The following is a 24,381-nucleotide window of genomic DNA, read 5'->3' on the forward strand; positions in this document are numbered from 1 at the left end:
TTATTAGAAGTACTTAATAATGAAAATCTACCAATCATTGCAGATTTTCATAGTTGTCATAATCGACCAATGGTAATGCCAATAGGATGTTATATTGAAATGGATAGCACTAGCAAGAAAATAACTTTATTAGAAGATTATTTTGGTTAATAAAGAAGTAATATTGAGTCGTGAGCGATTATAGTACATAATAATATGTTCTCGCAATGGGTGCCTAGAGTGAACGTCCAGAGTAGGAGAGTCAGCACCACATTCCCACAGCTAATCAAGTCGGCAGCTTTCTAACCTAATAAAAGAGCTATCTAAGGGTAGAAGGTGGCCTGTAACATTTGAAAACATCGGTAACAAAGGAAGGGTGTTGGTGCTACATTAAACTTTTAAGACCAAATATCAATAATGATCCTGAAAGTGCATTGCATACCGATTTGAAGTCTACGCAACTATAGCTTTTCTATAACATATAAGCAATAAAATAAAAGAATAGGGGATACATATGGAGAAACTAAAAATAAAAAGCTTTACAATTTCCAAACTTCAAGAGCAATTAGAACTGGGAAATGAAGAAGCATTAGAAAAGTTTTGGGAGGGTATATTAGAAAATGGATCACCATTAATAGAAGTGATCCCAAGAGATTCAATCCATCACTTGGTAACATTCGTTTATAAAGAGGACGAAAAGATAGAAAATGTTCTAGTAATACCAGAGATGGGAGACTGCAGGTTCCTGAATTATAGAATGGAAAGATTACTAGACACAAATCTATGGTATATATGTTGCAGTATCAGAAATGATATTCGCTTACAATACAGTTTTTCTGTAGATGATCCATTGGATAATGACTGGGATAGCCGGTTTGAAAACTTACAACATGATGAACTTAATAAGAATTTTTTATATGTGGAAGATGAAGAGGATGGTGAAGATGAAATACTGTCCTATGTTGTAATGCCAAAGGCGGATGAACATGTTTGGATCAAGGAAAATTTTGATATTCCCAAAGGCAAGCTAATGGAATATTGGCTTGAGAGCATAAAATTAGATGAAGCACGTAGGATAAGAGTTTATACACCCCATAGATACAAGGAAGAGGGACAACCATATAGGTTTTTAGTTCTAACTGATGGAGATGAATATCTCAAAATTCTATCTGCTAAAAATGTTCTTGACAATCTTATTGCAGACAATAAGATACCACCTATAGTTGTATTGTTTATCGACTCAACTGATACCAGAGAGGAGGAGTTGAGTTGTAGTGACGTATTTATAGATATTCTTATTAATGAGTTCATGCCTTGGTTTAAAGCAAATTATTATATATCTCATGAAGCTGAAGATGGAATAATAGGAGGTCTGAGTTTAGGTGGACTTACTGCTTCATATATTGGATTCAAGCATTCTGAAGCTTTTGGGAATATACTATCTCAATCTGGAGCGTACTGGTATAAACCTTCTGGTTGGGATGAAGCAGAAAGTGATTGTTGGATTAGCTCGAAATTTGAAAAGATAGAAAAACTACCCCTTAAGTTTTATTTAAATGTAGGAATTCTAGAGGAAAAGGAAAGTATGATTGGAGCAAATAAAAAACTAAGAGATGTGTTGATTACAAAAGGTTATAAAGTTGAGTATGAAGAATTCAAAGGTGGTCATGATTATTTATGTTGGGGAGAAAACTTAGGGAATGGACTCAGGTCGTTGATTGGATATAAACAGTAAACTACTAAAAAATAATTCAAAATACTCATTAGAATACATAAATCTTTTTACAGACTTCGGAACTAGTAATAGAAACAGAGTTTTTCTATTGGTCATGCTTGTATTAGTGGAAATAAACTAAATGAAAGACTTAAATGTAAATTATGGAATAGAGAGTATCAAGAGAAAATTAAATAGTAAGTTGAAATTTATATGTATCATAAATAATTTCTTACTGTACATTATAACAAAGCTCAAATCAGCAATAAAATAAAGTCAAATCAACACGAAAAAATAGCAGTATGAAGCTATGGGTTTTATGGAGTAAATATTGAGGGGCATACAGTAGTAATTATTACAATTATTAATTTACAGTAAAAATAATCTAAAATAAAATATTTCCTTTTCGCATATATTTTATATACGGGAGGGATTTTATTGTTTAAAGGTGGATATAACATTATATTAGCTATCTTTTGTCTACTTACTGTAATAATAGTAGGAAATAAAATAACATATATAATAGGACTTAAATTTATAGGGGACTATCAAGTATATCACCAATATGAAGAGTGGGAAAGAAAACAATTAAGGGATAATCCCGACTATGATAATTTATGGATACTTATCAATATTGATAGTAAACAACTTAAGGTAATAGATTTAGATACTAAAGAGATCATAAAAAAATATACAGTAGCCACTGGAAAAGATGATACACCGACTCCTATAGGGGATTTTAAAATAGTCCAAAAAGCTCAATGGGGTGGTAGCTTTGGATCAAGATGGATGAAGCTAAATGTACCCTGGGGTAATTATGGTATTCATGGTACAAATAAACCTAATTCTATTGGGAGAAGTGCATCCCATGGATGTGTTCGTATGAGAAATAAGGATATAGAAGATTTATATAGTATAGTAAAATACAATACTCCAGTCACTATAGAAGGAGGTCCACATGGAGCATTTAATTATGGATTTAGAGTATTAAATCCTGGTGATAAAGGAGCAGATGTACAGGAAGTTCAAAAGAGACTTAAAATTAAAGATTACTATAATGGTAATATTGACGGAGTATATGGTGAAGCTATGAAATCAGCTGTAATAAATTTCAAGAAGAAGAATGAACTTGCCTTAAACCATTCTATTGACTATGAAATGTACGAGAAGTTAGGGATAACCCTAATGGAATAAATTAACTTAAGGCTTTGTTAATTTTATGTTATACTATTTTAGAGAGTTATTTTATATATTTTTGGGTATATATATTAATAACGTCTTGATAAATTTAAAGGAGGTATATTATGGCATCAGAAAAACTAATAAAAGCATTAAACGATCAACTAAATTTTGAATATGAATCAGCAAATTACTACATAGCGATGGCTGCATATTGTGCAGACCAGGATCTAGAAGGAATTGAAAACTTCTTTATGGTTCAAGCAGAAGAGGAAAGATTTCATGCTAGAAAATTCTATGACTATATCAATGATGTAGATGGTAGAGTTACAATTCAAACAATGGAAGCACCTAAGAATGATTATACATCAATAAAGGATGCTTTTGAAACAGCTTTAGCTCATGAAAAGAAAGTAACTTCAAGAATAAATGATCTTATGAAGTTAGCTCATGAAGAGCATGATTATGCAACAGTAAGCTTCTTAAACTGGTTCGTAGATGAGCAAGTTGAAGAGGAAGCTTCTATGAAGACTATAATAGCTAAAATTGAAAAAATTGCTAATAGTCCTCAAGGATTATACATGTTGGATAATGAATTAGCTAGTAGAACATTCACTCCAGCTGAATAATTATATAATAGCTTAATATTTTTTAAAGAATAAGAATAGGAGTTAGCTCAGAGCAACGATATATACTTGCTTTGGGTTAGTTCTTTTTCATGTTTAAGATAATGAGTGAGTATAATAAATACTATAGTTATATTGTATAAAAATAATAAAACATAAAAAAAGATAGATGATTAATCATCTATCTTTTTTTATGTTTTGCTATTTAATTATCTTTGTCCACCCATGTTTCTTTGAGCTTGCTCAACTAATCTCTTAGTCATGTATCCACCAACATAACCATTATCTCTAGCTGTTAAGTTACCTTTATCCATAGATTCATAGTTAGTCATTCCTAATTCACTAGCTATTTCTGCCTTCATTTGATTAAGAGCTTGACGAGCTTCAGGTACTACTAATTTGTTTGTATTTCTAGCCACGTTGTTTCCCTCACCTTCATTTTAATTTTTTGTTGCAGTAATATTTTGTGTAATATAGCGGTTTTTAAACAAGGAAATTTTAACTAATATTTCATTTAAATTCTATGGGGATTTTTACCTTAAAACAAAATTATGATTTAAAAAAAAATCATTTTTATCCCGAATAATATAAGTATAATTCCACCTAAGAAGTCTGCATATTCTCTAACAAATTTTATTTTAGATATTTTTGTACTAATATTAAAGGATACACTAGTCATAAAAGCTGTAATTAAGCCAATAATTATTGAGTAATTGATTATAATAATTATTGAACTTATATAATTAAATGAAGAAAATCCAACTACAAATGCATCTATACTTACAGAAATACCAATAAAAATCTTTATGATAAATGTGAATTTATCTATTTTTGCTTCTTCAGTGAAACCTTCTTTTATCATAAATATTCCTACAATGGCAATAATTACACCGCCCATTACAGAGGGGAGTTTAAATACATAGAAATTAAATAAACATCCAAAATATCCTCCTAAGAATGCCAGTAGGAATTGAAAGAATCCAAAATTTATAATAAAAAATATTTTATCTCTATCTTTAATTCTTCTATCTATACCTATAGATAATGCTACTCCAGATGCATCAAGAGCTAGAGCTATAGAAATAATTATTATATTTAAAACTGTCAAAAGATTACCCCCTAAAATATGTTATATATTAATCATATTAATGGAGGAGTATTAAATATTAATGATATTAAAATAATATTAATGGGTATTTATTAATAAAATAAAAATAAAGGAATGATTTTATGTTATCACCTAGTTTAGAAGATTATCTAGAAGAAGTATATAGACTATCTTTAAATAAAAAAGAAATAAGAAATAAAGATATTGCTGATGTTTTAAATGTATCTATGCCTTCTGTAGTAAAAGGACTTAAAAAGTTAAAAAGTATGGGTTATATAAAATATGAACCTTATGAAGGAATTGAACTTTTAGAAAAAGGTAAGAGAAAAGGAAAATTTTTAGTAGAGAGAAATAGGATACTTAGACAATTTGTAGATGTTATTGGATCAAATTGTGATGAAAAGGCAGAAGCTGAAGCAATGGAACATTATCTTTGTATAAGTACTATTAAATCAATAGAGAAATTAGTTAGTTTCTTCACTGAGAATCCAGAGATAGATAAGAAATTTAGAGATTATAATATTGAGAGTATATTAGAAGATGATGATATTGAGTATAGATAAAAAGGACAATAGTCTTTTTTTATGTGAGGATTACAGTTATTTTATTTAGGTATATAGATAGAATCAATGGATCGTTATTTAATTATCATATTTTTATATATTTATTATATGAATTATCTAATTATTGTATAATTCAAGTAGATTAAATATATTAGGGGGTAATTAAATGGCTGATTATAGAGAATTGTGGGAATCATTAGATATGGATTTAGAAAAACATGATGAGTTATGTCAAGTATTACCAGAATTTTATGGGGATATATATATGACTCAGGAAAAAAGACCAGAAGGAATGAATTATTTTAATTTTGTTATATCAGAGATTCATGGACTAAGAATTAAAGAATTAAATGAACATAGAAAAAACGGAAAGAAAGTATTTGGTAGTTTTTGTGTTTTTGTTCCTGATGAAGTCATATTAGCAGCAGATGGAATAGGGGTTGGACTATGTGGAGGATCTGAATTTTGGGTACCTGATGGAGAAAAGGTTTTGCCTAGAAACATGTGTCCATTGATAAAGGCATCTGTGGGAGCAAAAATCAGTGGAACCTGTCCATATTTCCAATCTGCAGATATGTTAGTTGGAGAAACTACCTGTGATGGTAAGAAGAAAGCATGGGAGATACTAGAAGATTATATTCCGATGCATGTTATGGATTTACCTCAAATGAAGAGAGAAAAGGATAAAGAAAACTTTAAAGATGAAATAAAAATATTTAAAGAAAAGGTTGAAGAAGTTACGGGAAATAAAGTTAGTGCGGAGAGTTTAAAAGAAACAATAAAATTAGTTAATAATAAAAGGAAAACTCTTCAAAGATTATATAATACTAGAAAGGCAGAAAACCTACCTATAAGTGGTAAAGATGCACTTTTGATAACCCAGGTGGCTTTTTATGATGATACTAATAGATTCATAGATAAAGTTAATGAATTATGTGACGAGTTAGAAAATAGGATAGAAGAAAAAGTTTCTGTATTTAAAGAAGGAACCCCTAGAATTTTACTTACAGGAACACCTATGGCAATTCCTAATTGGAAGATGCATCATCTAATAGAAACTAGCGGAGGAGCAGTAGTATGTGAAGAAGCATGTACTGGAACTAAATATTTTGAAAGACTTGTAGATGAGGATAATGAAGATTTAGACAGTCAATTAAGAGCTCTTTCTGAGAGATATATGGGTATAAACTGTGCTTGTTTTAGTCCTAATGATGGTAGAATAGATGATATTATTAGATTGTATAAAGAGTATAATGCTGATGGTGTAATATATAATTCTCTTCCATTCTGTCATACATATGCAATTGAGTACAAGAAGGTGAAAGATGCCCTTGAAAAGGAAGGCATCCCTGTGATTATGATAGAGACTGATTATAGTCTACAAGATGCAGGTCAAATAAATACAAGATTAGAAGCTTTTTTTGAAATGATAAATATGAATAAAGAATTAGCTATATAGTAGTAGGTGATAGGATTTGAATTCTAATACCTATATTCTCTTTCCATCCCATAGTGACGGATTAGCTTTAGAGAAGAAATTAAAAGAAGAGTCTATAAAATATACTATATCACCCACTCCTAGAAGTTTAAGTGAATGTTGTGGTATATCTATTATGATTAGTCCTGAGATATGTCATACAGTTGAATCAATAATAAAAGAAAATAGGGATATAAGAATTAGTGGTATACACACCATAGAAAGAAAATCTAGAGATTGGTTTAAATAGGGGGGATAATTTGTACAGTATAGGAATAGATGCAGGATCTGTAGCTACAAAGGGAGTATTATTTAATGGAAATATAGTTGATAGTATTATTATCCCTACAGGATGGAGTCCCAAAGGAGCTTCCTTAAAAATCCTCGACAAACTAATAGAGAGAAATAAAATATCAAGAGATGATATTAAGCATATTATAGGAACAGGATATGGAAGAATATCAATGGGTTTTGTTGATAAGACAATAACTGAAATAAGCTGCCATGCTAAGGGAGCCTATCATTTAAATTCTAATATTAGGACAATACTTGATATTGGGGGACAAGATAGTAAGGTAATAAGTCTAGATGATAAGGGCAATGTTATTAATTTTGTTATGAATGATAAATGTGCAGCTGGTACAGGGAAATTTTTAGAAGTAACATTAAATAACCTTGGTATAGATGTAAGAGATATTGATAATTATGCTAAAGGTAGTAAACCAGCTGATATTAGTAGTATGTGTACAGTTTTTGCTGAGTCTGAAATAGTAAGTCTATTAGCAGTAGGTAAAAAAAAGGAAGAAATAGCTTCCGGGGTATTATATTCTATCGCTAATAAATCCTATTCTCTTCTGAATAGAATAAATATAAAAGATAATATTGCATTTACTGGAGGAGTTGCTTCTAGTAAAGAATTAAAAAATATTCTAGAAACTAAATTAAAGAAAAAGATATATACTTCAAGTAACACCCAAATAGTTGGTGCTTTAGGAGCTGCAGTTATAGGATTTAACTTGAAATAAAAAGCCTTGTCATATGACAAGGTTTTTTTATGCCTATAATACTGATTATCATTTATGCAATACTATATCTAAATTACGTGTTAAATAAAGTTATATTGGTAATATTACTAAGTGGATAAGATTTGGGAAAATTTTTAAAAAGAGAAGGTGAATATTTTGACAAAACCACAAACTATCAGTGTAACTAAACCAATAAGTAAAGACTTGCCTAGGGAAAAATTTGATGAACTTGAAGAGTTTATAGATAATATGGAGACAACAAAAGGTGCTTTAATTGGGATTTTACACAAAGCTCAGAATATATTCGGCTATTTACCAAGAGATGTACAGTTATATATAGCAAGAAAACTTGGAATACCAGGGGCAGAAGTGTTTGGAGTAGTAAGTTTTTATTCATATTTCACTACAAAACCTGGAGGCAAACATACAATTAGTGTTTGTATGGGAACAGCTTGTTTTGTTAGAGGAGCAGATAAAGTTATTGAGAGGCTTAAGGAAAAGCTAAATGTTGAATCTAATGAAATAACAGAAGATGGACTTTTCAACTTAAAAGATGTACGTTGTGTGGGAGCATGTGGTCTAGCTCCAGTAGTTATGGTTGATGATAAGGTCTTTGGTAGAGTAAAAGAAGAAGATCTAGATGATATTATCAATACTTATCGGAAATAGGAGGAATAGTAATGAAAGTTAAATCACTAGATGAATTAAAAAAAATAAGAGAAGAATCTTTAGGAAAAGTAAATTTAAGGGATGCAGGAGCGTTAAAGGGAGATAATATTGAAATTCTAGTGGGAATGGCTACATGTGGCATATCCTCTGGAGCAAGGGAAACACTTACTAGTTTTGTAGAAAAGTTAGCCAAAGCTGAAATAAATAATGCCAAGGTGGTACCGGTAGGGTGTATTGGATATTGTCACTCTGAGCCCACAGTACAGGTGAATATCCCTGGGCAAAAGCCTGTACTTTATGGAAAAGTAAAGAAAGACAAAGTGGAGGATATAATTCAAAGTCATATTAAAGATGGAAAAATAGTTGATAGCCTAGTACTGAACATAGATTTTGATAGAGCATAGAAAGGAGGATAAATATGGTAAGAACACGTACGAATATAATGGTCTGCGGAGGAACAGGATGTTTAGCAAGTGAAGGAGAAAAAGTTGCTAAGAATTTAGAATTGATTATTAAAGCAAGAGGTTATGCTGAGGAAGCAAAGGTTATTCAAACAGGATGCTTTGGATTTTGCGAACAAGGACCTATTGTAAAAATAGAACCAGACAATGTTTTTTATGTAAGGGTAGGACCTAAAGATGCCAAGGATATAGTGGATGAACATATTGTAAAGGGAAGAAAGGTAGAAAGACTTTTATTTAAGGACCCTAAAGAAGATAAAAAGGTTGATAAACAGGAAGATATGAGTTTCTATAAGAAGCAGCTTAGAGTTGCATTGAGAAATTGTGGACTCATAAATCCTGAAGATATTTATGAGTATATAGCTATGGGAGGATATGAAGCTTTAGGAAAGTCATTAACTGAAAGCTCTAGGGATGATATTATCAATGAAATTAAAGCTTCAGGTCTTAGAGGTAGAGGTGGTGGTGGTTTTCCTACTGGAGTAAAATGGGAAATCACTAAGCAACAGGAAAGTGATGTTAAATTCATAATTTGTAATGCTGATGAAGGGGATCCAGGAGCTTTTATGGATAGGAGTATTTTAGAGGGAGATCCCCATAGTGTAATAGAAGCAATGGCAATAGGTGGTTATGCAATAGGAGCAGATAAAGGTGTAGTATACATAAGAGCAGAATATCCCTTAGCAATCTCAAGACTTAAGATAGCTCTTAGTCAAGCAAGAGAATTAGGATTACTAGGTGAAAGGATATTTGATACTGACTTTAGTTTTGATATAGATATAAAATTTGGAGCTGGAGCCTTTGTATGTGGTGAAGAAACAGCTCTTATTAATTCCTGTGAAGGTAAACGAGGAGAACCCAATTATAAGCCACCTTATCCAGCTCAAGAGGGATATTGGGGTCATCCAACTAGCGTAAATAATGTTGAAACCTTTGCTAATATTCCTCCAATTATTATGAAAGGCGCTAAATGGTTTTCATCTATAGGAACAGAAAATAGTAAAGGAACTAAAGTTTTTGCTCTAGCAGGAAAGATAAATAATGTAGGGTTAGTAGAAGTTCCTATGGGGAGTACTTTAAGAGAGATTATTTATGATATAGGTGGTGGTATACAAGGAGGACGTAAATTCAAAGCGGTACAAACAGGAGGACCTTCAGGAGGAGTTATAACAGAAGAAGGATTAGATACTCCAATAGACTATGATAGCTTATTAGAAGTAGGCTCAATGATGGGGTCTGGTGGTATGATTGTAATGGATGAGACAGATAATATGGTTAATATTGCTAAATTCTATCTTGAATTTACCATGGATGAGGCCTGTGGAAAATGTGCAGCTGGAAGAATTGGAACTAAGAGACTTTATGAGATTTTAAATAAAATTACCAGTGGAAATGCTACTATGGCAGATATAGATGCATTAAAGCAGTTAGCATATATGGTAAAAGGGAGTTCTTTATGTGGTCTCTGTCAGACAGCCCCTAATCCAATAATTAGTACTTTGGAAAATTTTTGGGATGAATATTTAGCCTTTATTAAAGATATAGATCATCCTCAAGGGGAAGGTAAATACGTAGATAAAAATAAAGATGATTCAATGTTAAAATCCTAAAAGGGGTGAAATGAAATTATGTCTAAAGATACAGCAAATCATGAAAATAAAAGAAAGATTAATATAGAAATTAATGGTGAAAAAATAATTGTGCCTGAAGGTATTACAGTATTAGAAGCATCCCATGAACTAGGGGTAAAAATACCGACTCTTTGTCACTTAGACTTAAAAGATTTGCAATTATATAATAAAACAGCATCCTGTAGAGTTTGTATGGTAGAATCAATAGATCCAAGAAATGATAACAAAAGACTAGTTCCATCCTGTGTCACAAAGGTTTATGAAGGAATGGTTATTAAAACTGATTCAGTAAATGCTATAACAGCCCGTAGGATGGCGGTTGAACTCTTACTTTCAAATCATCCCAATGAGTGTTTTACCTGTCCTAAAAATTTAGAATGTGAGTTACAGGCTTTAGCTGAAGAACTAAATGTTAGGGAGATAAGATGGGAAGGGGAAAGGATGGATTATCCTAAAGATGTATCCAGTGATGCTATTGTTAAGGATGCTAATAAATGTATATATTGTAGACGTTGTGAAACAGGATGTAATGAAGTACAAACTTGTGGGATTCTTTCAGGAATTGGAAGAGGATTTGACGCATTTGTAGGACCTGCATTTAATATGCCTATGGTAGAGACTTCATGTACCTATTGTGGACAGTGTGTACAGGTATGTCCTACAGCTGCTCTTACAGAGATGTTCCATACTGATAAAGTATGGGAAGCACTAAACGATCCAGATAAACACGTTATAGTACAGACTGCACCAGCCATCCGAGTGGCATTAGGAGAATTATTTGGAATGGAAGCAGGAACTATAGTAACAGGGAAAATGGTTTCTGCTTTAAAACGAATGGGATTTGATGGTGTCTTTGATACGGATTTTGGAGCTGATTTAACTATAATGGAGGAAGCCTCTGAGTTAATTTATCGTTTAGAAAATAATAAGACATTACCAATACTTACAAATTGTTGTCCTGCATGGGTTAAGTTTATAGAGCATCAATTTCCAGAATTAATTCATGTTCCATCAACTTGTAAGTCACCTCATATAATGTTTGGAACAATAGCTAAAACTTATTATGCGGAGAAAAATAAGTTAGATCCAGATAATATTGTAGTTGTTTCTATAATGCCATGTATAGCCAAAAAGGCAGAAGCTAAAAGACCAGAATTGACAAAGGATGAGAAGAATAACGTAGATATAGTTGTTACTACTAGAGAACTTGGAGCTATGATTAAGGAAGCGGGTATAAAATTTGATGCTCTACCTGATAGTGAATTTGATAGTCCTTTAGGTGAAACAACAGGGGCTTCAGTAATATTTGGAACAGCAGGAGGAGTTATAGAAGCTGCAGTTCGAACCGCCTATGAGTGGATGACAGGAGAAGAATTGGAAGATGTAGAATTTGAACAACTTAGAGGTATGGATGGATTAAGAAAGGCTAGTGTTCTAATAGGAGATAAGGAGCTAAAGATTGGAATAGCCAGTGGATTAGGAAATGCTCGTATTATTCTAGAAGAGATAAGAGAAGGGATATCTGAATATGATGCTATAGAGATAATGGCTTGTCCAGGAGGATGTATAGGTGGTGGAGGTCAACCTTATCATCATGGAAATAGAGAAGTTATTAAGAAACGTAAGGATGCAATATATGATGAAGATAGAAGAAAGAAAATAAGAAAATCTCATGAGAATCCAGAAATAATTAAGCTCTATGAAGAATATTTAGGTAAGCCCTTTGGAGAAAAAGCTCATAAGTTATTACATACTCACTTTGAGGAACGAGAAAGAATTTAATATGAGTTTCAATTAAAATGACCTTAAGCTTCTGCTTAAGGTCATTTTAATTTAATAGTGCTTTTTCATGTTCATATATTCTTCGACTATTCTCAATGTCTCTCCAAATCTTTGATAGTGAACAACTTCTCTTTCTCTTAGGAATTTTAAAGCATCTATAACTCCAGGGTCATCACTTAACTTAATAAGATGTTCATAGGTAGCTCTAGCTTTTTGCTCTGCTGCCATATCCTCGTGTAAGTCTGCAATAGGATCATCTTTTGAGTTTATAAATGTAGCAGTCCATGGTACGCCTGCTGCATTATGAGGGAATGGACTTTTACCATGATTAGCATAATGAGCTGCAAAAGGAGTACCTTTTATTTTATCGATTGGAGCATCCTTTGTAAGCTTATATACTATTGTACCTATCATTTCCCAATGGGCAAGTTCTTCTGAACGTAAAGGTTATCAGTAACTATTTATTTAATTTTAAATATAATTTCAATTTAAACTCATCAGGGTTATTATGCCATCTTCCATTAACTATTTTAGTATATTCGACCTTCTCCAAAATTTCTTTTAATAGTCTATTTTTATCGGCAGGATCTTTAAGGGTATCATATACCTCTATTATATTTTCTATTTTAGGGATTAATATTTCCTTGTTATTTTCTCTTTTTTTCTCAATTTCTATTTTGCTTAGCAGACCTTGTTTATCATTTTTATAGTTTTTAATCTTGTCTTTAATTAATATACTTCTCTTTATAAAAACATCTTTAGAATAAACTCCTTGCTCTAATAGATCATGTAAATTATTAAGTTGTTTATTTAAGGTTTCTAATTCATTATCTATAATAGAAATAGATTTTTCTATAACTTCTAATTCTATATTCTCGCTTTTATTATTTTCTAATTGTAATTCTAGTTTATATTTTTCTAACCATGTAGAAAGTGCTTGGATTAATTTTTCTTCTACCAAGTATAAATGTGAGCTTATATTATTGCAGGTTGGTCCAATACACATTAATGTATCCGGATAATCTCCTTTATGGGGCCTTCTATTCATTTTTCTACCACATAAACCACAAACTATTATCCCTACTAAAGGGTTTTTTAATTTATGTCTTGTAGGTACTGGAGGGGTAGAATTTTCTTCTAAATATCTTTGGGCTAAATTAAATATTTCTTCATCTACTATACCTGGATGTAATCCATCTACAAGTATTATATTGTTATTTCTAGGTCTAGTTTTCTTTATTTCTCCATCTACTACTTGTTTTTTAATCGGCCTAGTATTCCATTTTATTTTACCGATATAAACTGGATTTCTGATTATTGTTTGTATGGTGGATGTAGTCCAATCTCCACCACGAGAAGTGGGTATATTCATTTCATTTAACCTATTGGCTATCATTTGTACTCCTATACGATTTGAACGAGTGTATAGGTCAAATATTAGCTTTACAATCTTAGCTTGTTCCGAATGGGGTTCTAGTGTATAGCCTTTTTGGCTTTCTAGTTTCTTTCTTTTATATCCATATGGAGCTATGCTGCCTAAATATTTTCCTTCTTTAACAGATTGGATTCTACCTTGCTGTAATCTTCTGTTTATAGTTTTATATTCTCTCCTAGACATGAATAAACCAAACTCAAAGTATTCTTCATCAAACTCATTATTTGGATCATAAGTTTTCATAGGAGTAATAATTTTAGTGTTTGTATATTTAAAAGCTTGAGCAACTAATCCTTGATCCATAGTATCACCACGTGCAAGTCTTTCTACTTCTACTACAAGTACTCCATCCCATTTTCCTTGTTCTACATCTGAAAGCAACTCTTGCATAATAGGTCTAGATCTTATTGTTTCCCCAGATACCACTTCTCTATATATTTTATCTACTACTATGTTCATTTTTTTAGCTAAGTCAAGCAAAATTCTCTCATGTCTTTTTAGAGTTTCACCTTCTCCTCTTGACTCTGCTTCTATATCTTTTCTACTTTTTCTTAGATACATGGCATACATTTTAATTTATCACTCCCAAATTTCTAGAATTGATAAAGGTTCAAAATAAACTATAAAATTATTGACTCTATGTGATAAGCCATACTTCTCCTTATAGTATTTTAAAGCTTCATCTATGTATTCTTCAGTTACATCTAAGTATTTTGATAATTCATATCTATTAGTTACATCATCTTTAAAAGCAGCTATTAATAACTCAATACTAACAAGTTTGGAATAGCCCCAGGCTCTTGCTCTTCGTTCTTGTTTTCTATTTTCCACTTTCGATTGATCTAAAATATCTCCAGAAGAAGTATAATGATGACCTAGTTCTTCAGCTAATATACACTTTTTTTCTTTATCAGTTTCTATATTTTTATTTATTGCAATTACATTATCTGAGTACAAACCTTTGATATTTCCTTTAAAAGGCATTTCAATAATCTCTACTCCCTCATCTTCACTTTCCTTAATTAAGATTTCATACATTTGTCATCCCCCTATTGATTTCGTCTAGACTTAATAAACTCCTTAAAATTTTTTATTTCCTCTAGTTCTTCTTCTGTAAAGTCATCACCATCATGATGAGCAGCTATAGTTGATATATCATCTTGTGTACTCATTCTTTCAAGCTCATCAATAGTAATATCTAATGCTTTACATAGCTTTATTACATTACCAACTGAAGAGTTATCTATTCCTCTTTTTAACATTGAACGCAATGTCGTATATGGTATATCTGCTTTTATAGCAGCAGATCTCACATTCAAATTTTTCTCTTCAATAAGCTTTTCAATAATTTCAGTCTTATCCATTTATAAAAACTCCTTTATATAAAAAATTTAAAAATTCTTTAACTAACTATATTATAACCAAAAAAATAAAAATATGCTATATTTCGTATATTTTTTTATAAAAATGCTTGACTATATATGAAATTTCGTATATAGTTAAATCAAGATATACGAAATTGAGTATAAAAGGTGGTGAGAGAATGTACAAAAATTTAGAAGCTGAACTTGCTCGTTTTAATCTTACTAAAGGTGATATAGCTAAAGATTTAGAGTTAAGCTATGGAACTATTATCAATAAATTCAAAGGTAAGCAAGACTTTACACTTGGAGAGGCTTTCATAATAAAAAATAAGCGATTTTCTAATTTAACAATAGAATATTTATTTGAAAGATCTGAGGAATAGGACAAATTTACTCCAGCATATGTAATACCAGGAGGGAGATAGCATGATAGTAGAAGAGTATAAGCTAGGAAATACTACAATTCAAATTGATGATGAGTTTATAGATGAGAGTAAAACAGAAGAAATCTTAGAAAGGATTAGGCAGATAGCTATTAATTCGGAGAGAAAGGTGAAAATTAATGAAAAACCTAACTACTAAAGTCAAAACAGAAAATTTCACATCAAAACAATTGGCTGATTTTGAAAAAAGAATAACAGGTGAGAAACAAAAGATATATTATCCCTGGGAAAGAAAATCTATCTATAGAGTAATTAAGCAAGACAAAGATGGTTACTTTATCAACTATAAAAATGAAAGATTAAAGGTTATTCCTGAGTTGAATTTTCTAGATGAAGTAAGAGGTATCATGGCCCTACATGGAAGGAGGTGAGTAAGAGAATGGATGAAAGAATAGGGAAACTTATTAGCAAATTGGATACTGCAATCGGAATATTGATAGTACCTGCAGTAAGTAATCAAATCATAAGAGAGGCAAAAACACTAGTTACTGAAATATCTCTAGAATTAGGAAATATCGTAAATGAAGAGGAGTTTCAGGAAACTATAAATGAGGACAAGCTAGAAGAGATGAAAGAATATTTAAAAAACACTCATTGTAGTTATGATAAGGATCAAGTAATTTCAGAGTACATTGCTGGAAATATATCTTATTTAAGTAATTACAGCTTAGATGAATTCTATGTAGAGTGGGATGGAGTTTATTGTACAGACTTAGAAACTTATACAAATGATGTATTCAATAATGTGATTCAACTTGTGTGTAATGTGATTGATAGTTATAAGGCTAATAATGAGGAGGTGAAATAGCAATGAATATAAGTTTTGGAGCTATAGCAGACCAAATGTCTTTAGATACAGCTGTTCAGTATCATGAAAAATTAAATATAGACACTATTATCACAGATGGAAAGGATGTTACTTTTGAAATTGAAGAAGAACCTACCAGCCTGCCAGCAAAATAGGTTCTAGAAAAAATAATACATTTAAATTATACCATAGGAGGAATAAGGATGGCGAATAGAGATGAAATAGAAGATAAAATGTCATTACTTTTAATGGATATAGGAGAGCTTAAGAGAGAAGTAAGGATTGGAGATAAAGCTAAAGTTCAATTAATCCTGAAGAGAAAAGAATTGAATAGCTTAGTAAAACAATTAGGAGGGGAAATTGATGGAGAATTGGAAAGTTCAAAATGATGATGATGCTGAATTTATCATAGAAAAATATAATGAAAAATTATCTGAAACAAATAGATATAAATTAGCTATAGAAACTAAAATCAAGAGTTTAAAAGACAAGCTTAGCAAAGTAAATGATGAGGAGAGAGAAATAATCGAAAGAAGAGATTCATACTTAGCAGAATACTTTGAAACTATAGATGAGAAGTTTAAGAAGAAGAGTAAGACTCAAGAAAAATATAGATTACCTAGTGGATCTATTGTAAAGAAATATCCTAATCCTCAATTTAAGAGAAGTGAGGACAAGCTATTAAATTGGATTAAATCGAATGAACTGAATAATTATGTAGAAATAAAAGAAGCTCCTAAATGGGGAGATCTCAAGAAACTAACTCAAGTAGTTAATGGACAAGTGATATATAAAGAAACCGGAGAAATTATTGAAGGTATAGAGTTAATAGAAAGATCTCCAGTATTAGAATTCAAGGAGGAATAGTATGAGTTTAGATATTAAAAATGCAACAGATATTAAAAAAACCAAAGGTACTTATCTCATATATGGACCTCCTGGTATGGGAAAAACTACAACTTTAAAATTCTTACCAGGTAAAACTTTAGTATTAGATGTAGATAGGACAACCAAGGTACTAAAAGGTGAAAAAAATATAGACATACTTAAGATAGACAATATTAATACTTGGGAAGATTGGCAAAATAAGATATTGGAGCTATATGAAAACTACAAAGGGAAATATGACAATATCTGTGTAGATAATGTATCAGAATTGGAGAGATGTATCTTATCAGATTTAGGTAGCAAAGGTAAAAATAAAGGGGTACCATCCCAAGGAGATTATCAATATATGCAATTTAGAATGGTTAATTCTCTAAGATATATGAAAAATTTAGGATCTAATATAATCTGGACTGCTTGGGAAAGTACTGATCTATATACTACATCTGAAGGACAACAATACAACAGAAGTTATCCTCAAATAAATCAAAAAATAATGAATAATGTTTTAGGTTTATGTGATGTAGTTGCTAAATTAGTAGTTAATTCAGAAGGAAAAAGAGGGTTTATAATGAGTGCTACTAATAGTGTTTATGCTAAGAATCAAATAGATGATAGAAAAGGATGTTTACAAGAGGAGTTATTTTTAGATGAAGCTAAGAGAGTATCAAGCCAATCTGATAAATAAAGTAAGAAAAGCTTATATCGAAGGATATAAAAGTCCTTGCATAGTAAGTCCCTGTGGTTCAGGTAAGTCGGTTATGATTGCAGAAATATCAAAGAAAACTACAGCTAAGAAGAATAGAGTCTTATTCTTAGTTCATAGAAAAGAACTTAAAGACCAAATAAGAGAAACTTTTGAGTGGTGGGGAGTAGATCTAGATTATGTAGAAATAGGTATGGTTCAAACAATAGTTAGAAGATTAGATAAAACTGAACAACCAAGTTTAATAATAACTGATGAAAACCATCACTCTTTAGCAAATAGTTATAAAAAAATATATAAATATTTTCCCAATGCTAGATTAGTAGGTTTTACTGCTACACCTATAAGACTTAATGGTGGAGGTTTAGGAGAAATAAATGACAAATTAATTATAGGTCCTACAGTTACTGAATTAATAGAGTGGGGAAATTTAGCACCATTTAAATATTATGCTCCTGAGGTAATAGATACTTCTAAATTAAAAGTTAGAAGAGGAGAATATGTATCTAAGGATATAGAGGATCTTTTTGAAAATAAAGCTATTTGGGGTGATGTAGTTAAGCATTATAAAAAACTGTCTGATGAAAAACAAGCTATATGTTATTGCTCTAGCATTAAACAGAGTAAAAAAATGGAGCAAGAATTCAATGAAAATGAAATAGTAGCTAAACATATAGATGGTAAAACACCAAAGGCTGAAAGGGATGCAGCTATTGAATATTTTAGACAAGGAAAGATAATGGTCCTTTGTAATGTTGATTTGATATCAGAAGGATTTGATGTTCCAGATTGTAATACTGCAATTCTACTAAGGCCTACACAATCATTAGCTTTATATATACAACAATCAATGAGAGCAATGAGATATAAAGAAGGAAAAACAGCAATAATTATTGACCATGTAGGTAACGTAGGAAGGTTTGGAACCCCTGATCTGGATAGAGAATGGAGTTTAAAACCTAAGAAGGGATCCAACTCAACTATAAAGGAAGAAAATCCAGTTAAGCAATGCCAAGAATGTTTCTACACTGTAGAGAGAAAAGTGAAAATATGTCCTGAATGTGGTTTTGAATTTGGACAAGAAGAGAAAGAAATTGAACAGGTTGAAAGCGAATTAGTTGAAATAGATTCTATTGCAGGGTTTACTACTGATTATAGAAAACCTGAGGACTGTAAAAATATGGCCGAGTTATATAAGTTAGCTAAACATAAAGGATATAAACCAGGGTGGGCCTGGTATCAAGGTAAACTATTAGGGTTTGTAAAGTAGAGGAGGAAGAAATATGGATTTAATACGTGAAAAAACTGATATTTCTAAGAAAGTATTAGAAATAGACATAGATAGTCCAATATTTGAAGACATGCTAGAAAATTTAAATAGAGAAATATTGAGAGTAGTAGAAAAAGTATATGAGGAAGAATTTGAAGCTGGAGAGATAACTGTGAAATTAGCTTTAACTATTCCAACTTCATATAAAGATTATCCAGCTAAGAATGAATTTGGTGAAATGGTTAATAAGACATTTAGTTTTAGAAAACCTCATTTTGAACATAAGATTACAACTAATTTAAAGAAGCAATTCAAGCAAGAGGGTTTATATACCGAGGAAAAGGAAGTTGTTTTTAAAGATGGCAAATTTGTAGCTATGCCAATACAAGAGCCACAAACATCACTATTCGATAATAAAAATCAAGGAGGAATGTAAAATGTCATTTAATTTTGAAGTAGATCATGATGATGTATTTGAGGGAGGATTAATAGAGGAAGGAACTTATGAAGTTGTAGTACACAAAGCTTTTGAAGATGCTGCAAGGAGTGGTACTATGTTTATCAACTTACATTTGATTGTAAGAAATGATATTGAGCAGAAATTTAAAAATAAGTATATATTTGCAAGTATATGGCAGTCAAAACAAACTGGAGAATATCATAAAGGAATGTTAAATGCAGTTGCTAAAGCTTTACAAGTTCCAAATGGTAAGAAATTTAATAGCCTAGAAGAACTTCTTAATGAGTTTAAAGGAAGGACTGCTAGAGTAACTGTAAAGCATGAAGAATATAACGGTAATACGAATGCTAGAGTAAAGTCTTGGGAAGTAAGTAGATTTAAAGATTGTAACCATACTTTTAAAACTAATGATAATGAGATACAAGGGTTTACACCAGTAGATGATGATGATATACCATTTTAGGAGTTGATTAAATGATACCCAACGAATTAAAGCAAGTAGATAATTGGTGTGTTTACAATATAGTTGAAGATAAAGATAGACCAGGAAAAACAAAAAAGATACCTATTAATGCTAAAACCGGTGGGTATGCTCAGAGCAATAATCCATCCACCTGGTGTGATTATGATACAGCTCTAAAAGCAATAGGGACATATGGAGAGGGGTTAGGTTTCTTCTTCTCTCCTCCTTATTTTGGAGTAGATATTGATGATGTAGGTAATGCAATAGATAAGTATAAAAATGGAGATACAGATAATATAATATCTGAATTCATATATAGTTTAGGAAGCTATACTGAGTACTCTGTAAGTGGTAATGGAATTCACATTATATGTAAAGGTAATCTTCCTGAAGGTGGAAGAAGAAAAGCTAATGTTGAGATGTATCAAGAAGGTAGATATTTTATTATGACTGGAAATATAGCCAGTGAATACACTGAGATAGTTGATTGTACTGAGAATATTAAATATCTACATGCTAAATATATTGGTGGAATAACTGATAAACAAACTGTAAGAGTTGAAAATCAAGTTCCTTTAGATATTGATGAACAAAAACTAATAGATATAGCTCTAAAATCAAAACAAGGACAAGCTTTCAATACTCTCTACAGAGGTTTTTGGGATGGTCTATATCCAAGTCAATCAGAAGCAGATTTAGCTTTTTGTAATATGTTAGCTTTTTGGACCGGAAGAGATAAGTTTAAAATGGATTCAATATTTAGGAAGAGTGGATTATATAGACCTAAATGGGATAGTAAAAGAGGTCAATCTACTTATGGAAATTATATGTTAGATAGAGCTATAGCTGATTGTAGAGAAGTATTTACTCCTGGAGATGGAGTAGAAGATTATGGGATTATTATACTTGATAAAAATATTAAAAGATATGCATATGATGATACAGGAAATGCAGATAGATTTGTAAGTAAATTTCATGATGTAGCTAGGTATAGTTATATTGATAGAGGTTGGTATTATTATAATGGTCGGAAATGGAAGTTTGATAACTCAGGATATATAAAGGGACTAACTGAAAAAGTTATTAAGGATATGAAAATGGAGTTAGCATATTGTGAAGATGAAGAACAGGAAAAACAGTTTTTAAAACATCTTAAGTACACAAGAAATAACAGAGGTAAGACAAACATGATCAAAGAGTCAGAACATAGATTATCAATTTTACCTAAAGAATTTGATAAAAAGAAAGATATATTTAATGTAATGAACGGAGTTATTTCATTGAGAGATGGAAGTATTTCAGAACATGATCACAGCCAGCATCTATCAAAAATTTCATATGTAGAATATACAGATACAATAGATGCTCCTATGTGGACTGAGTTTTTAAACCAGATATTCGATAATGATCAGGAGCTTATAGAGTATATTCAAAAAGCTATAGGTTATTCAATATCAGGAAGCACTAAAGAACAATGTGTATTCTTTTGTTATGGGAATGGTAGGAATGGAAAGTCTACCTTTTTAGATATAATTGCAGCAATAATGGGAGATTATGCAACTAATATTCAACCAGAAACAATAATGGTAAAAAATCAGCAAGGTAGTGCTAATAGTGATATTGCAAGACTAAAAGGAGCTAGATTTGTAACAACTGTAGAACCTAATGAAGGAGCTAGAATTAATGAGGGTTTATTAAAGCAGCTTACTGGTGGAGATACAGTTACAGCTAGACATCTATATGGTAAAGAGTTTGAATTTGAACCAGAGTTTAAATTATGGATGAGTACTAATCATAAACCTATAATTCGTGGTAGAGATTTAGGTATCTGGAGAAGAATGCACCTAATACCATTCACAGTACAGATCCCAGATGAGAAAGTAGATAAGAACTTAAAATATAAGCTTAAGAAAGAACTAACTGGAATATTAAACTGGGCAGTTGAAGGGTGTATGAAATGGCAGAGAGAGGGACTGAAGATGCCTGAAGCTGTTCAAGATGCAGTCAAAGAGTATAAGTCAGAAATGGATGTTATTTCTGCTTTCTTAGAGGATTGTACAGAGAGAGGTCCAGGAGCTGTAAAAGCAAGTGAATTATATAAATCTTATATTAATTGGGCTGATGAAAACAATGAATATAAGATGAGTAATACAAAGTTTGGTAAGGAAATATCATTGAGATTTAATAAAGTGAAAAAAAGACAAGGAATTTTTTATGAAGGAGTTAGATTACATGATGATAGTAAACCATACTCTATAAATTGGTAAAAGTGTGTAGGGTTGTGTAGGGTTTAAACCATTTTCATATAACTTTTTATATTTTAATTTCTCTATAGGGACTTTATAGAAAACCCCTTCAACTATACACAACTATACACAAGTAAGTTAAATACAATATTAGAGAGGTTTTTACATCTTTAGAAAATAGTATAAAAATTAAAATAATGTATTATTATGGAAGGTGAAATTGAAAAATGAGAGAAAAAGATATACAAAATGAGATTAGATTAGCTCTTAGAGATATAGCAGTAGTTTTTAGAATAAACGTTGGTACTTTTATGAGTGATACTGGAAAAATGGTATCAACTGGTGTACCTAAAGGTTTTTCAGATTTATTTGGTGTAAGAAAATTAGATGGTAAAGCATTTTTTATAGAAGTTAAGAATGAAAAAGGTAGGACAAGTAAATACCAAGATAATTTCCTTAAAAAAATGAAAGAATCTGGAGCTATAGTGGGGGTGGCCAGAAGTGGATCAGAAGCAATTAAAATTATTAAAGAAGAAATATAACGAAGCTTTAATTAGATTTAATAAGATGGAAGCTTGGTGCAAGACTGCTACTCCTGAAGAACAAAAAAAACATTATGGAAATGTTATTAAAGTTATTAATGATTGCAGCAACTTACTTAATGAAATTAAAAAATATGATAAGTTCGTATGTGCGAATGAAGTGATATACGGATTTAAGGAGGTTTAGATAGTGAAAGAATATGCATTGTATAAAGGTGAGGATTTATTAGCTATGGGAACTATACCAGAATTAGCTAAAAGAATGGGAGTTCAAAAAGATAGTATGGCATATTACAGAACGAAGGCCTATCAAAATAGACTTAAAAGAAGAAATGCAATGAATGGAAATGTAAGAATGTTGGTTGAGTTAGATGAGGAGGAATAATAGATGGTAGGTAGGCAATGTAACCAATGTTGTTTTTATAAGAAAAAAATATTCAGGTTTTTATTTAAAGGCTGGAATAAAGGTAAATGTACAAGGATAGGTATTAAAGGCAAAAAAGGTGTATGTTGGATGGAAAAATGCGAGGGTGAATATTAAGAGGAGGTCTATGAAGAATGAATATAAATAAGCTAAGTCTAGAAGCACATTTAAATGCAAAGAATAAAGGATTCCACGATATGGAGTTAAGAATACTTAGGAAAATGAAAGAAATTTTTGATGAAGAAGAAATAGCTGCAGTAAAGGATGCATTCAGAAGTCAAAGAATAGCATTAATAGCAAGTGAAGTATTAGAATCACTTCAAGAACTGAGAAAAGATAACTATGATAATCATTTAACTGAATTAGGAGATACAGTAATTAGAATTGGTGATTACTTTGGAAGAGAGGATATAAATTTAGAATCAGTTATAGAAGAAAAGATGGAATTTAATAAAACTAGGGACAAGCTTCATGGAAAGAGATTCTAATGATAGCTGAACTTATTCCTTATAAATCATTTAAGGAAAAGATTAAGATAGTAAGAGAAGAACAAAAGAAAAACAGGTACATTGAAATTTGGGAAAATAGTATATATTCAGCAACTAAATTTTCAGAAATGGGGGTAGAGGATGAAGAATATAAAGGACAAATATTATAAAGCAACTGAGAAAGCATTATATAATTATTCACATTTTAAAATAAATATTATCAATATGAAGGAAGAGTTAGAGAGTTTAAAAGATGATGATGGAGTAGGAGCAATAAGCTATGAAGGTGAAAAGACAAGTGAAACTTTTAAGATTAATCGTCAAGTAGAAGATCAATCGATAAGAAATATTAATAAAGAAAAATATCTTAGAATGAAGATCAAATTAACTGAAAATGAAATAAGAAAAATAGATAGAGCATTAGAAGGTCTGACGGAAAAAGAAAGAAAGATAATAGAATTAAGATATATGAAAGGCTATCAATGGTTTAATATAGCATATGAAGTTCAATATAATGAAAGATACTGCAGAACAATAAAAAGATGTGCTATTGAAAATGTAGCAAAATCATTATATGGAATGACAGCCGTTTTTGAGCCGGATTTTCCATAATAAATGTGTTATTGTATTAAT

Annotated in this window: 35 protein-coding genes and 1 pseudogene; 30 read left to right on the top strand and 6 right to left on the bottom strand. The window is 31.0% G+C overall.

Annotation, left to right across the window (positions count from 1 at the left end):
* Positions 1-493 precede the first annotated feature (493 nt).
* From GOQ27_RS06820 to GOQ27_RS06830, 3 genes are all read left to right on the top strand, one after another.
* Positions 494-1,714, top strand: coding sequence for an alpha/beta hydrolase-fold protein (locus GOQ27_RS06820; RefSeq protein ID WP_203366094.1), 1,221 nt, complete (start codon positions 494-496; stop codon positions 1,712-1,714).
* A gap of 417 nt (positions 1,715-2,131) precedes the next feature.
* Positions 2,132-2,887, top strand: a complete 756-nt coding sequence (locus tag GOQ27_RS06825; RefSeq protein ID WP_203366095.1) for a L,D-transpeptidase family protein — start codon at positions 2,132-2,134, stop codon at positions 2,885-2,887.
* 110 nt (positions 2,888-2,997) lie between these two features.
* The gene (locus GOQ27_RS06830) at positions 2,998-3,501 is read left to right on the top strand and encodes a ferritin (protein WP_203366096.1); all 504 of its coding nucleotides are present in this window, start codon (positions 2,998-3,000) and stop codon (positions 3,499-3,501) included.
* 206 nt (positions 3,502-3,707) lie between these two features.
* Here GOQ27_RS06830 and GOQ27_RS06835 read toward each other — a convergent pair whose 3' ends face one another.
* Both GOQ27_RS06835 and GOQ27_RS06840 read right to left on the bottom strand, forming a co-directional pair.
* Positions 3,708-3,917, bottom strand: a complete 210-nt coding sequence (locus GOQ27_RS06835) for an alpha/beta-type small acid-soluble spore protein (RefSeq protein ID WP_203366097.1) — start codon at positions 3,915-3,917, stop codon at positions 3,708-3,710.
* 137 nt (positions 3,918-4,054) lie between these two features.
* Positions 4,055-4,606: a manganese efflux pump MntP gene (locus tag GOQ27_RS06840; protein ID WP_203366098.1), complete on the bottom strand. Its 552-nt coding sequence runs from the start codon at positions 4,604-4,606 to the stop codon at positions 4,055-4,057.
* A 122-nt stretch (positions 4,607-4,728) separates the two neighbouring features.
* On the opposite strand from GOQ27_RS06840, the gene GOQ27_RS06845 reads away from it, so the two are divergent.
* From GOQ27_RS06845 to GOQ27_RS06880, 8 genes are all read left to right on the top strand, one after another.
* A complete protein-coding gene (locus tag GOQ27_RS06845) occupies positions 4,729-5,169 on the top strand; it encodes a metal-dependent transcriptional regulator (RefSeq protein WP_203366099.1) in 441 nt (146 codons plus the stop codon).
* Positions 5,170-5,335: 166 nt separating this feature from the next.
* Positions 5,336-6,628 carry a double-cubane-cluster-containing anaerobic reductase gene (locus GOQ27_RS06850; RefSeq protein WP_203366100.1) on the top strand — a complete coding sequence of 431 codons (1,293 nt, stop codon included), beginning with the start codon at positions 5,336-5,338 and terminating at the stop codon, positions 6,626-6,628.
* A 16-nt stretch (positions 6,629-6,644) separates the two neighbouring features.
* Positions 6,645-6,896 carry a putative Se/S carrier protein gene (locus GOQ27_RS06855; protein WP_203366101.1) on the top strand — a complete coding sequence of 84 codons (252 nt, stop codon included), beginning with the start codon at positions 6,645-6,647 and terminating at the stop codon, positions 6,894-6,896.
* 10 nt (positions 6,897-6,906) lie between these two features.
* On the top strand, positions 6,907-7,671 hold the full coding sequence (locus GOQ27_RS06860) for an acyl-CoA dehydratase activase (protein ID WP_203366102.1): 765 nt from the start codon (positions 6,907-6,909) through the stop codon (positions 7,669-7,671).
* 156 nt (positions 7,672-7,827) lie between these two features.
* The gene (locus GOQ27_RS06865; RefSeq protein WP_203366103.1) at positions 7,828-8,340 is read left to right on the top strand and encodes an NADH-quinone oxidoreductase subunit NuoE family protein; all 513 of its coding nucleotides are present in this window, start codon (positions 7,828-7,830) and stop codon (positions 8,338-8,340) included.
* 11 nt (positions 8,341-8,351) lie between these two features.
* Positions 8,352-8,744 carry a (2Fe-2S) ferredoxin domain-containing protein gene (locus tag GOQ27_RS06870; RefSeq protein ID WP_203366104.1) on the top strand — a complete coding sequence of 131 codons (393 nt, stop codon included), beginning with the start codon at positions 8,352-8,354 and terminating at the stop codon, positions 8,742-8,744.
* Positions 8,745-8,758: 14 nt separating this feature from the next.
* Positions 8,759-10,411, top strand: coding sequence for a NuoF family protein (locus GOQ27_RS06875; RefSeq protein WP_203366105.1), 1,653 nt, complete (start codon positions 8,759-8,761; stop codon positions 10,409-10,411).
* 18 nt (positions 10,412-10,429) lie between these two features.
* Positions 10,430-12,214, top strand: a complete 1,785-nt coding sequence (locus tag GOQ27_RS06880) for an NADH-dependent [FeFe] hydrogenase, group A6 (protein ID WP_203366106.1) — start codon at positions 10,430-10,432, stop codon at positions 12,212-12,214.
* A gap of 51 nt (positions 12,215-12,265) precedes the next feature.
* On the opposite strand, the pseudogene GOQ27_RS06885 reads toward GOQ27_RS06880, so the two are convergent.
* The 4 genes and pseudogenes from GOQ27_RS06885 to GOQ27_RS06900 form a co-directional block, all read right to left on the bottom strand.
* A pseudogene (locus tag GOQ27_RS06885) lies at positions 12,266-12,640 on the bottom strand (manganese catalase family protein); the annotation flags it as partial.
* Between the two features lie 31 nt (positions 12,641-12,671).
* Entirely contained in the window at positions 12,672-14,219 is a 1,548-nt protein-coding gene (locus tag GOQ27_RS06890) for a recombinase family protein (protein ID WP_203366108.1), read from the bottom strand.
* A gap of 9 nt (positions 14,220-14,228) precedes the next feature.
* Complete coding sequence (locus GOQ27_RS06895) at positions 14,229-14,687, bottom strand: ImmA/IrrE family metallo-endopeptidase (protein ID WP_203366109.1); 459 nt, start codon at positions 14,685-14,687, stop codon at positions 14,229-14,231.
* An 11-nt stretch (positions 14,688-14,698) separates the two neighbouring features.
* Positions 14,699-15,013 (bottom strand): helix-turn-helix domain-containing protein, encoded by a 315-nt coding sequence (locus tag GOQ27_RS06900; protein ID WP_203366110.1) that lies wholly within the window; start codon positions 15,011-15,013, stop codon positions 14,699-14,701.
* Between the two features lie 179 nt (positions 15,014-15,192).
* On the opposite strand from GOQ27_RS06900, the gene GOQ27_RS06905 reads away from it, so the two are divergent.
* The 19 genes from GOQ27_RS06905 (at position 15,193) to GOQ27_RS06995 (ending at position 24,360) form a co-directional block, all read left to right on the top strand.
* Complete coding sequence (locus GOQ27_RS06905; protein ID WP_203366111.1) at positions 15,193-15,396, top strand: XRE family transcriptional regulator; 204 nt, start codon at positions 15,193-15,195, stop codon at positions 15,394-15,396.
* 43 nt (positions 15,397-15,439) lie between these two features.
* On the top strand, positions 15,440-15,595 hold the full coding sequence (locus GOQ27_RS06910; protein ID WP_203366112.1) for a hypothetical protein: 156 nt from the start codon (positions 15,440-15,442) through the stop codon (positions 15,593-15,595).
* On the top strand, positions 15,576-15,827 hold the full coding sequence (locus GOQ27_RS06915; RefSeq protein ID WP_203366113.1) for a hypothetical protein: 252 nt from the start codon (positions 15,576-15,578) through the stop codon (positions 15,825-15,827). Before GOQ27_RS06910 ends, GOQ27_RS06915 begins: the two co-directional genes overlap by 20 nt.
* 8 nt (positions 15,828-15,835) lie before the next feature.
* Positions 15,836-16,264 carry a hypothetical protein gene (locus tag GOQ27_RS06920; RefSeq protein ID WP_203366114.1) on the top strand — a complete coding sequence of 143 codons (429 nt, stop codon included), beginning with the start codon at positions 15,836-15,838 and terminating at the stop codon, positions 16,262-16,264.
* A 2-nt stretch (positions 16,265-16,266) separates the two neighbouring features.
* Entirely contained in the window at positions 16,267-16,419 is a 153-nt protein-coding gene (locus GOQ27_RS06925; protein ID WP_203366115.1) for a hypothetical protein, read from the top strand.
* A gap of 48 nt (positions 16,420-16,467) precedes the next feature.
* Positions 16,468-16,653: a hypothetical protein gene (locus GOQ27_RS06930; RefSeq protein ID WP_203366116.1), complete on the top strand. Its 186-nt coding sequence runs from the start codon at positions 16,468-16,470 to the stop codon at positions 16,651-16,653.
* Positions 16,628-17,131 (top strand): host-nuclease inhibitor Gam family protein, encoded by a 504-nt coding sequence (locus GOQ27_RS06935; RefSeq protein ID WP_203366117.1) that lies wholly within the window; start codon positions 16,628-16,630, stop codon positions 17,129-17,131. Before GOQ27_RS06930 ends, GOQ27_RS06935 begins: the two co-directional genes overlap by 26 nt.
* A 1-nt stretch (position 17,132) precedes the next feature.
* Positions 17,133-17,837, top strand: coding sequence for an AAA family ATPase (locus tag GOQ27_RS06940; protein ID WP_203366118.1), 705 nt, complete (start codon positions 17,133-17,135; stop codon positions 17,835-17,837).
* Positions 17,800-19,125 (top strand): DEAD/DEAH box helicase, encoded by a 1,326-nt coding sequence (locus tag GOQ27_RS06945; protein WP_203366119.1) that lies wholly within the window; start codon positions 17,800-17,802, stop codon positions 19,123-19,125. Before GOQ27_RS06940 ends, GOQ27_RS06945 begins: the two co-directional genes overlap by 38 nt.
* 13 nt (positions 19,126-19,138) lie before the next feature.
* On the top strand, positions 19,139-19,561 hold the full coding sequence (locus tag GOQ27_RS06950; protein WP_203366120.1) for a hypothetical protein: 423 nt from the start codon (positions 19,139-19,141) through the stop codon (positions 19,559-19,561).
* A gap of 1 nt (position 19,562) precedes the next feature.
* Positions 19,563-20,048, top strand: coding sequence for a DUF669 domain-containing protein (locus GOQ27_RS06955; RefSeq protein WP_203366121.1), 486 nt, complete (start codon positions 19,563-19,565; stop codon positions 20,046-20,048).
* Positions 20,049-20,059: 11 nt separating this feature from the next.
* Complete coding sequence (locus tag GOQ27_RS06960; protein WP_203366122.1) at positions 20,060-22,315, top strand: phage/plasmid primase, P4 family; 2,256 nt, start codon at positions 20,060-20,062, stop codon at positions 22,313-22,315.
* A gap of 206 nt (positions 22,316-22,521) precedes the next feature.
* Positions 22,522-22,836, top strand: coding sequence for a VRR-NUC domain-containing protein (locus GOQ27_RS06965; RefSeq protein WP_203366123.1), 315 nt, complete (start codon positions 22,522-22,524; stop codon positions 22,834-22,836).
* Complete coding sequence (locus GOQ27_RS06970; protein WP_203366124.1) at positions 22,796-23,023, top strand: hypothetical protein; 228 nt, start codon at positions 22,796-22,798, stop codon at positions 23,021-23,023. The genes GOQ27_RS06965 and GOQ27_RS06970 overlap by 41 nt, the downstream gene beginning before the upstream one ends.
* Before the next feature lie 3 nt (positions 23,024-23,026).
* Positions 23,027-23,221, top strand: coding sequence for a hypothetical protein (locus GOQ27_RS06975; RefSeq protein ID WP_203366125.1), 195 nt, complete (start codon positions 23,027-23,029; stop codon positions 23,219-23,221).
* Between the two features lie 3 nt (positions 23,222-23,224).
* Positions 23,225-23,377: a hypothetical protein gene (locus tag GOQ27_RS06980; protein ID WP_203366126.1), complete on the top strand. Its 153-nt coding sequence runs from the start codon at positions 23,225-23,227 to the stop codon at positions 23,375-23,377.
* A 17-nt stretch (positions 23,378-23,394) separates the two neighbouring features.
* Positions 23,395-23,748 carry a nucleoside triphosphate pyrophosphohydrolase family protein gene (locus GOQ27_RS06985; protein ID WP_203366127.1) on the top strand — a complete coding sequence of 118 codons (354 nt, stop codon included), beginning with the start codon at positions 23,395-23,397 and terminating at the stop codon, positions 23,746-23,748.
* Complete coding sequence (locus GOQ27_RS06990) at positions 23,748-23,918, top strand: hypothetical protein (protein ID WP_203366128.1); 171 nt, start codon at positions 23,748-23,750, stop codon at positions 23,916-23,918. Before GOQ27_RS06985 ends, GOQ27_RS06990 begins: the two co-directional genes overlap by 1 nt.
* The gene (locus GOQ27_RS06995; protein WP_203366129.1) at positions 23,890-24,360 is read left to right on the top strand and encodes a hypothetical protein; all 471 of its coding nucleotides are present in this window, start codon (positions 23,890-23,892) and stop codon (positions 24,358-24,360) included. Before GOQ27_RS06990 ends, GOQ27_RS06995 begins: the two co-directional genes overlap by 29 nt.
* Positions 24,361-24,381 lie beyond the last annotated feature (21 nt).

It is taken from the genome of Anaeromonas frigoriresistens (assembly GCF_016820655.1).
Taxonomy (GTDB): Bacteria; Bacillota; Clostridia; order Tissierellales; family SIT17; genus Anaeromonas; species Anaeromonas frigoriresistens.

What these genes read in the sequence shown, in the direction of transcription:
- GOQ27_RS06820 (WP_203366094.1), top strand. Translation starts at nt 494, where the DNA reads ATGGAGAAACTAAAAATAAAAAGCTTTACAATTTCCAAACTTCAAGAG.
- GOQ27_RS06830 (WP_203366096.1), top strand. Translation starts at nt 2,998, where the DNA reads ATGGCATCAGAAAAACTAATAAAAGCATTAAACGATCAACTAAATTTT.
- GOQ27_RS06845 (WP_203366099.1), top strand. Translation starts at nt 4,729, where the DNA reads ATGTTATCACCTAGTTTAGAAGATTATCTAGAAGAAGTATATAGACTA.
- GOQ27_RS06850 (WP_203366100.1), top strand. Translation starts at nt 5,336, where the DNA reads ATGGCTGATTATAGAGAATTGTGGGAATCATTAGATATGGATTTAGAA.
- GOQ27_RS06870 (WP_203366104.1), top strand. Translation starts at nt 8,352, where the DNA reads ATGAAAGTTAAATCACTAGATGAATTAAAAAAAATAAGAGAAGAATCT.
- GOQ27_RS06875 (WP_203366105.1), top strand. Translation starts at nt 8,759, where the DNA reads ATGGTAAGAACACGTACGAATATAATGGTCTGCGGAGGAACAGGATGT.
- GOQ27_RS06880 (WP_203366106.1), top strand. Translation starts at nt 10,430, where the DNA reads ATGTCTAAAGATACAGCAAATCATGAAAATAAAAGAAAGATTAATATA.
- GOQ27_RS06890 (WP_203366108.1), bottom strand. Translation starts at nt 14,219, where the DNA reads ATGTATGCCATGTATCTAAGAAAAAGTAGAAAAGATATAGAAGCAGAG.
- GOQ27_RS06895 (WP_203366109.1), bottom strand. Translation starts at nt 14,687, where the DNA reads ATGTATGAAATCTTAATTAAGGAAAGTGAAGATGAGGGAGTAGAGATT.
- GOQ27_RS06900 (WP_203366110.1), bottom strand. Translation starts at nt 15,013, where the DNA reads ATGGATAAGACTGAAATTATTGAAAAGCTTATTGAAGAGAAAAATTTG.
- GOQ27_RS06905 (WP_203366111.1), top strand. Translation starts at nt 15,193, where the DNA reads ATGTACAAAAATTTAGAAGCTGAACTTGCTCGTTTTAATCTTACTAAA.
- GOQ27_RS06910 (WP_203366112.1), top strand. Translation starts at nt 15,440, where the DNA reads ATGATAGTAGAAGAGTATAAGCTAGGAAATACTACAATTCAAATTGAT.
- GOQ27_RS06915 (WP_203366113.1), top strand. Translation starts at nt 15,576, where the DNA reads ATGAAAAACCTAACTACTAAAGTCAAAACAGAAAATTTCACATCAAAA.
- GOQ27_RS06920 (WP_203366114.1), top strand. Translation starts at nt 15,836, where the DNA reads ATGGATGAAAGAATAGGGAAACTTATTAGCAAATTGGATACTGCAATC.
- GOQ27_RS06925 (WP_203366115.1), top strand. Translation starts at nt 16,267, where the DNA reads ATGAATATAAGTTTTGGAGCTATAGCAGACCAAATGTCTTTAGATACA.
- GOQ27_RS06930 (WP_203366116.1), top strand. Translation starts at nt 16,468, where the DNA reads ATGGCGAATAGAGATGAAATAGAAGATAAAATGTCATTACTTTTAATG.
- GOQ27_RS06935 (WP_203366117.1), top strand. Translation starts at nt 16,628, where the DNA reads ATGGAGAATTGGAAAGTTCAAAATGATGATGATGCTGAATTTATCATA.
- GOQ27_RS06940 (WP_203366118.1), top strand. Translation starts at nt 17,133, where the DNA reads ATGAGTTTAGATATTAAAAATGCAACAGATATTAAAAAAACCAAAGGT.
- GOQ27_RS06945 (WP_203366119.1), top strand. Translation starts at nt 17,800, where the DNA reads ATGAAGCTAAGAGAGTATCAAGCCAATCTGATAAATAAAGTAAGAAAA.
- GOQ27_RS06950 (WP_203366120.1), top strand. Translation starts at nt 19,139, where the DNA reads ATGGATTTAATACGTGAAAAAACTGATATTTCTAAGAAAGTATTAGAA.
- GOQ27_RS06955 (WP_203366121.1), top strand. Translation starts at nt 19,563, where the DNA reads ATGTCATTTAATTTTGAAGTAGATCATGATGATGTATTTGAGGGAGGA.
- GOQ27_RS06960 (WP_203366122.1), top strand. Translation starts at nt 20,060, where the DNA reads ATGATACCCAACGAATTAAAGCAAGTAGATAATTGGTGTGTTTACAAT.
- GOQ27_RS06965 (WP_203366123.1), top strand. Translation starts at nt 22,522, where the DNA reads ATGAGAGAAAAAGATATACAAAATGAGATTAGATTAGCTCTTAGAGAT.
- GOQ27_RS06980 (WP_203366126.1), top strand. Translation starts at nt 23,225, where the DNA reads ATGGTAGGTAGGCAATGTAACCAATGTTGTTTTTATAAGAAAAAAATA.
- GOQ27_RS06985 (WP_203366127.1), top strand. Translation starts at nt 23,395, where the DNA reads ATGAATATAAATAAGCTAAGTCTAGAAGCACATTTAAATGCAAAGAAT.
- GOQ27_RS06990 (WP_203366128.1), top strand. Translation starts at nt 23,748, where the DNA reads ATGATAGCTGAACTTATTCCTTATAAATCATTTAAGGAAAAGATTAAG.
- GOQ27_RS06995 (WP_203366129.1), top strand. Translation starts at nt 23,890, where the DNA reads ATGAAGAATATAAAGGACAAATATTATAAAGCAACTGAGAAAGCATTA.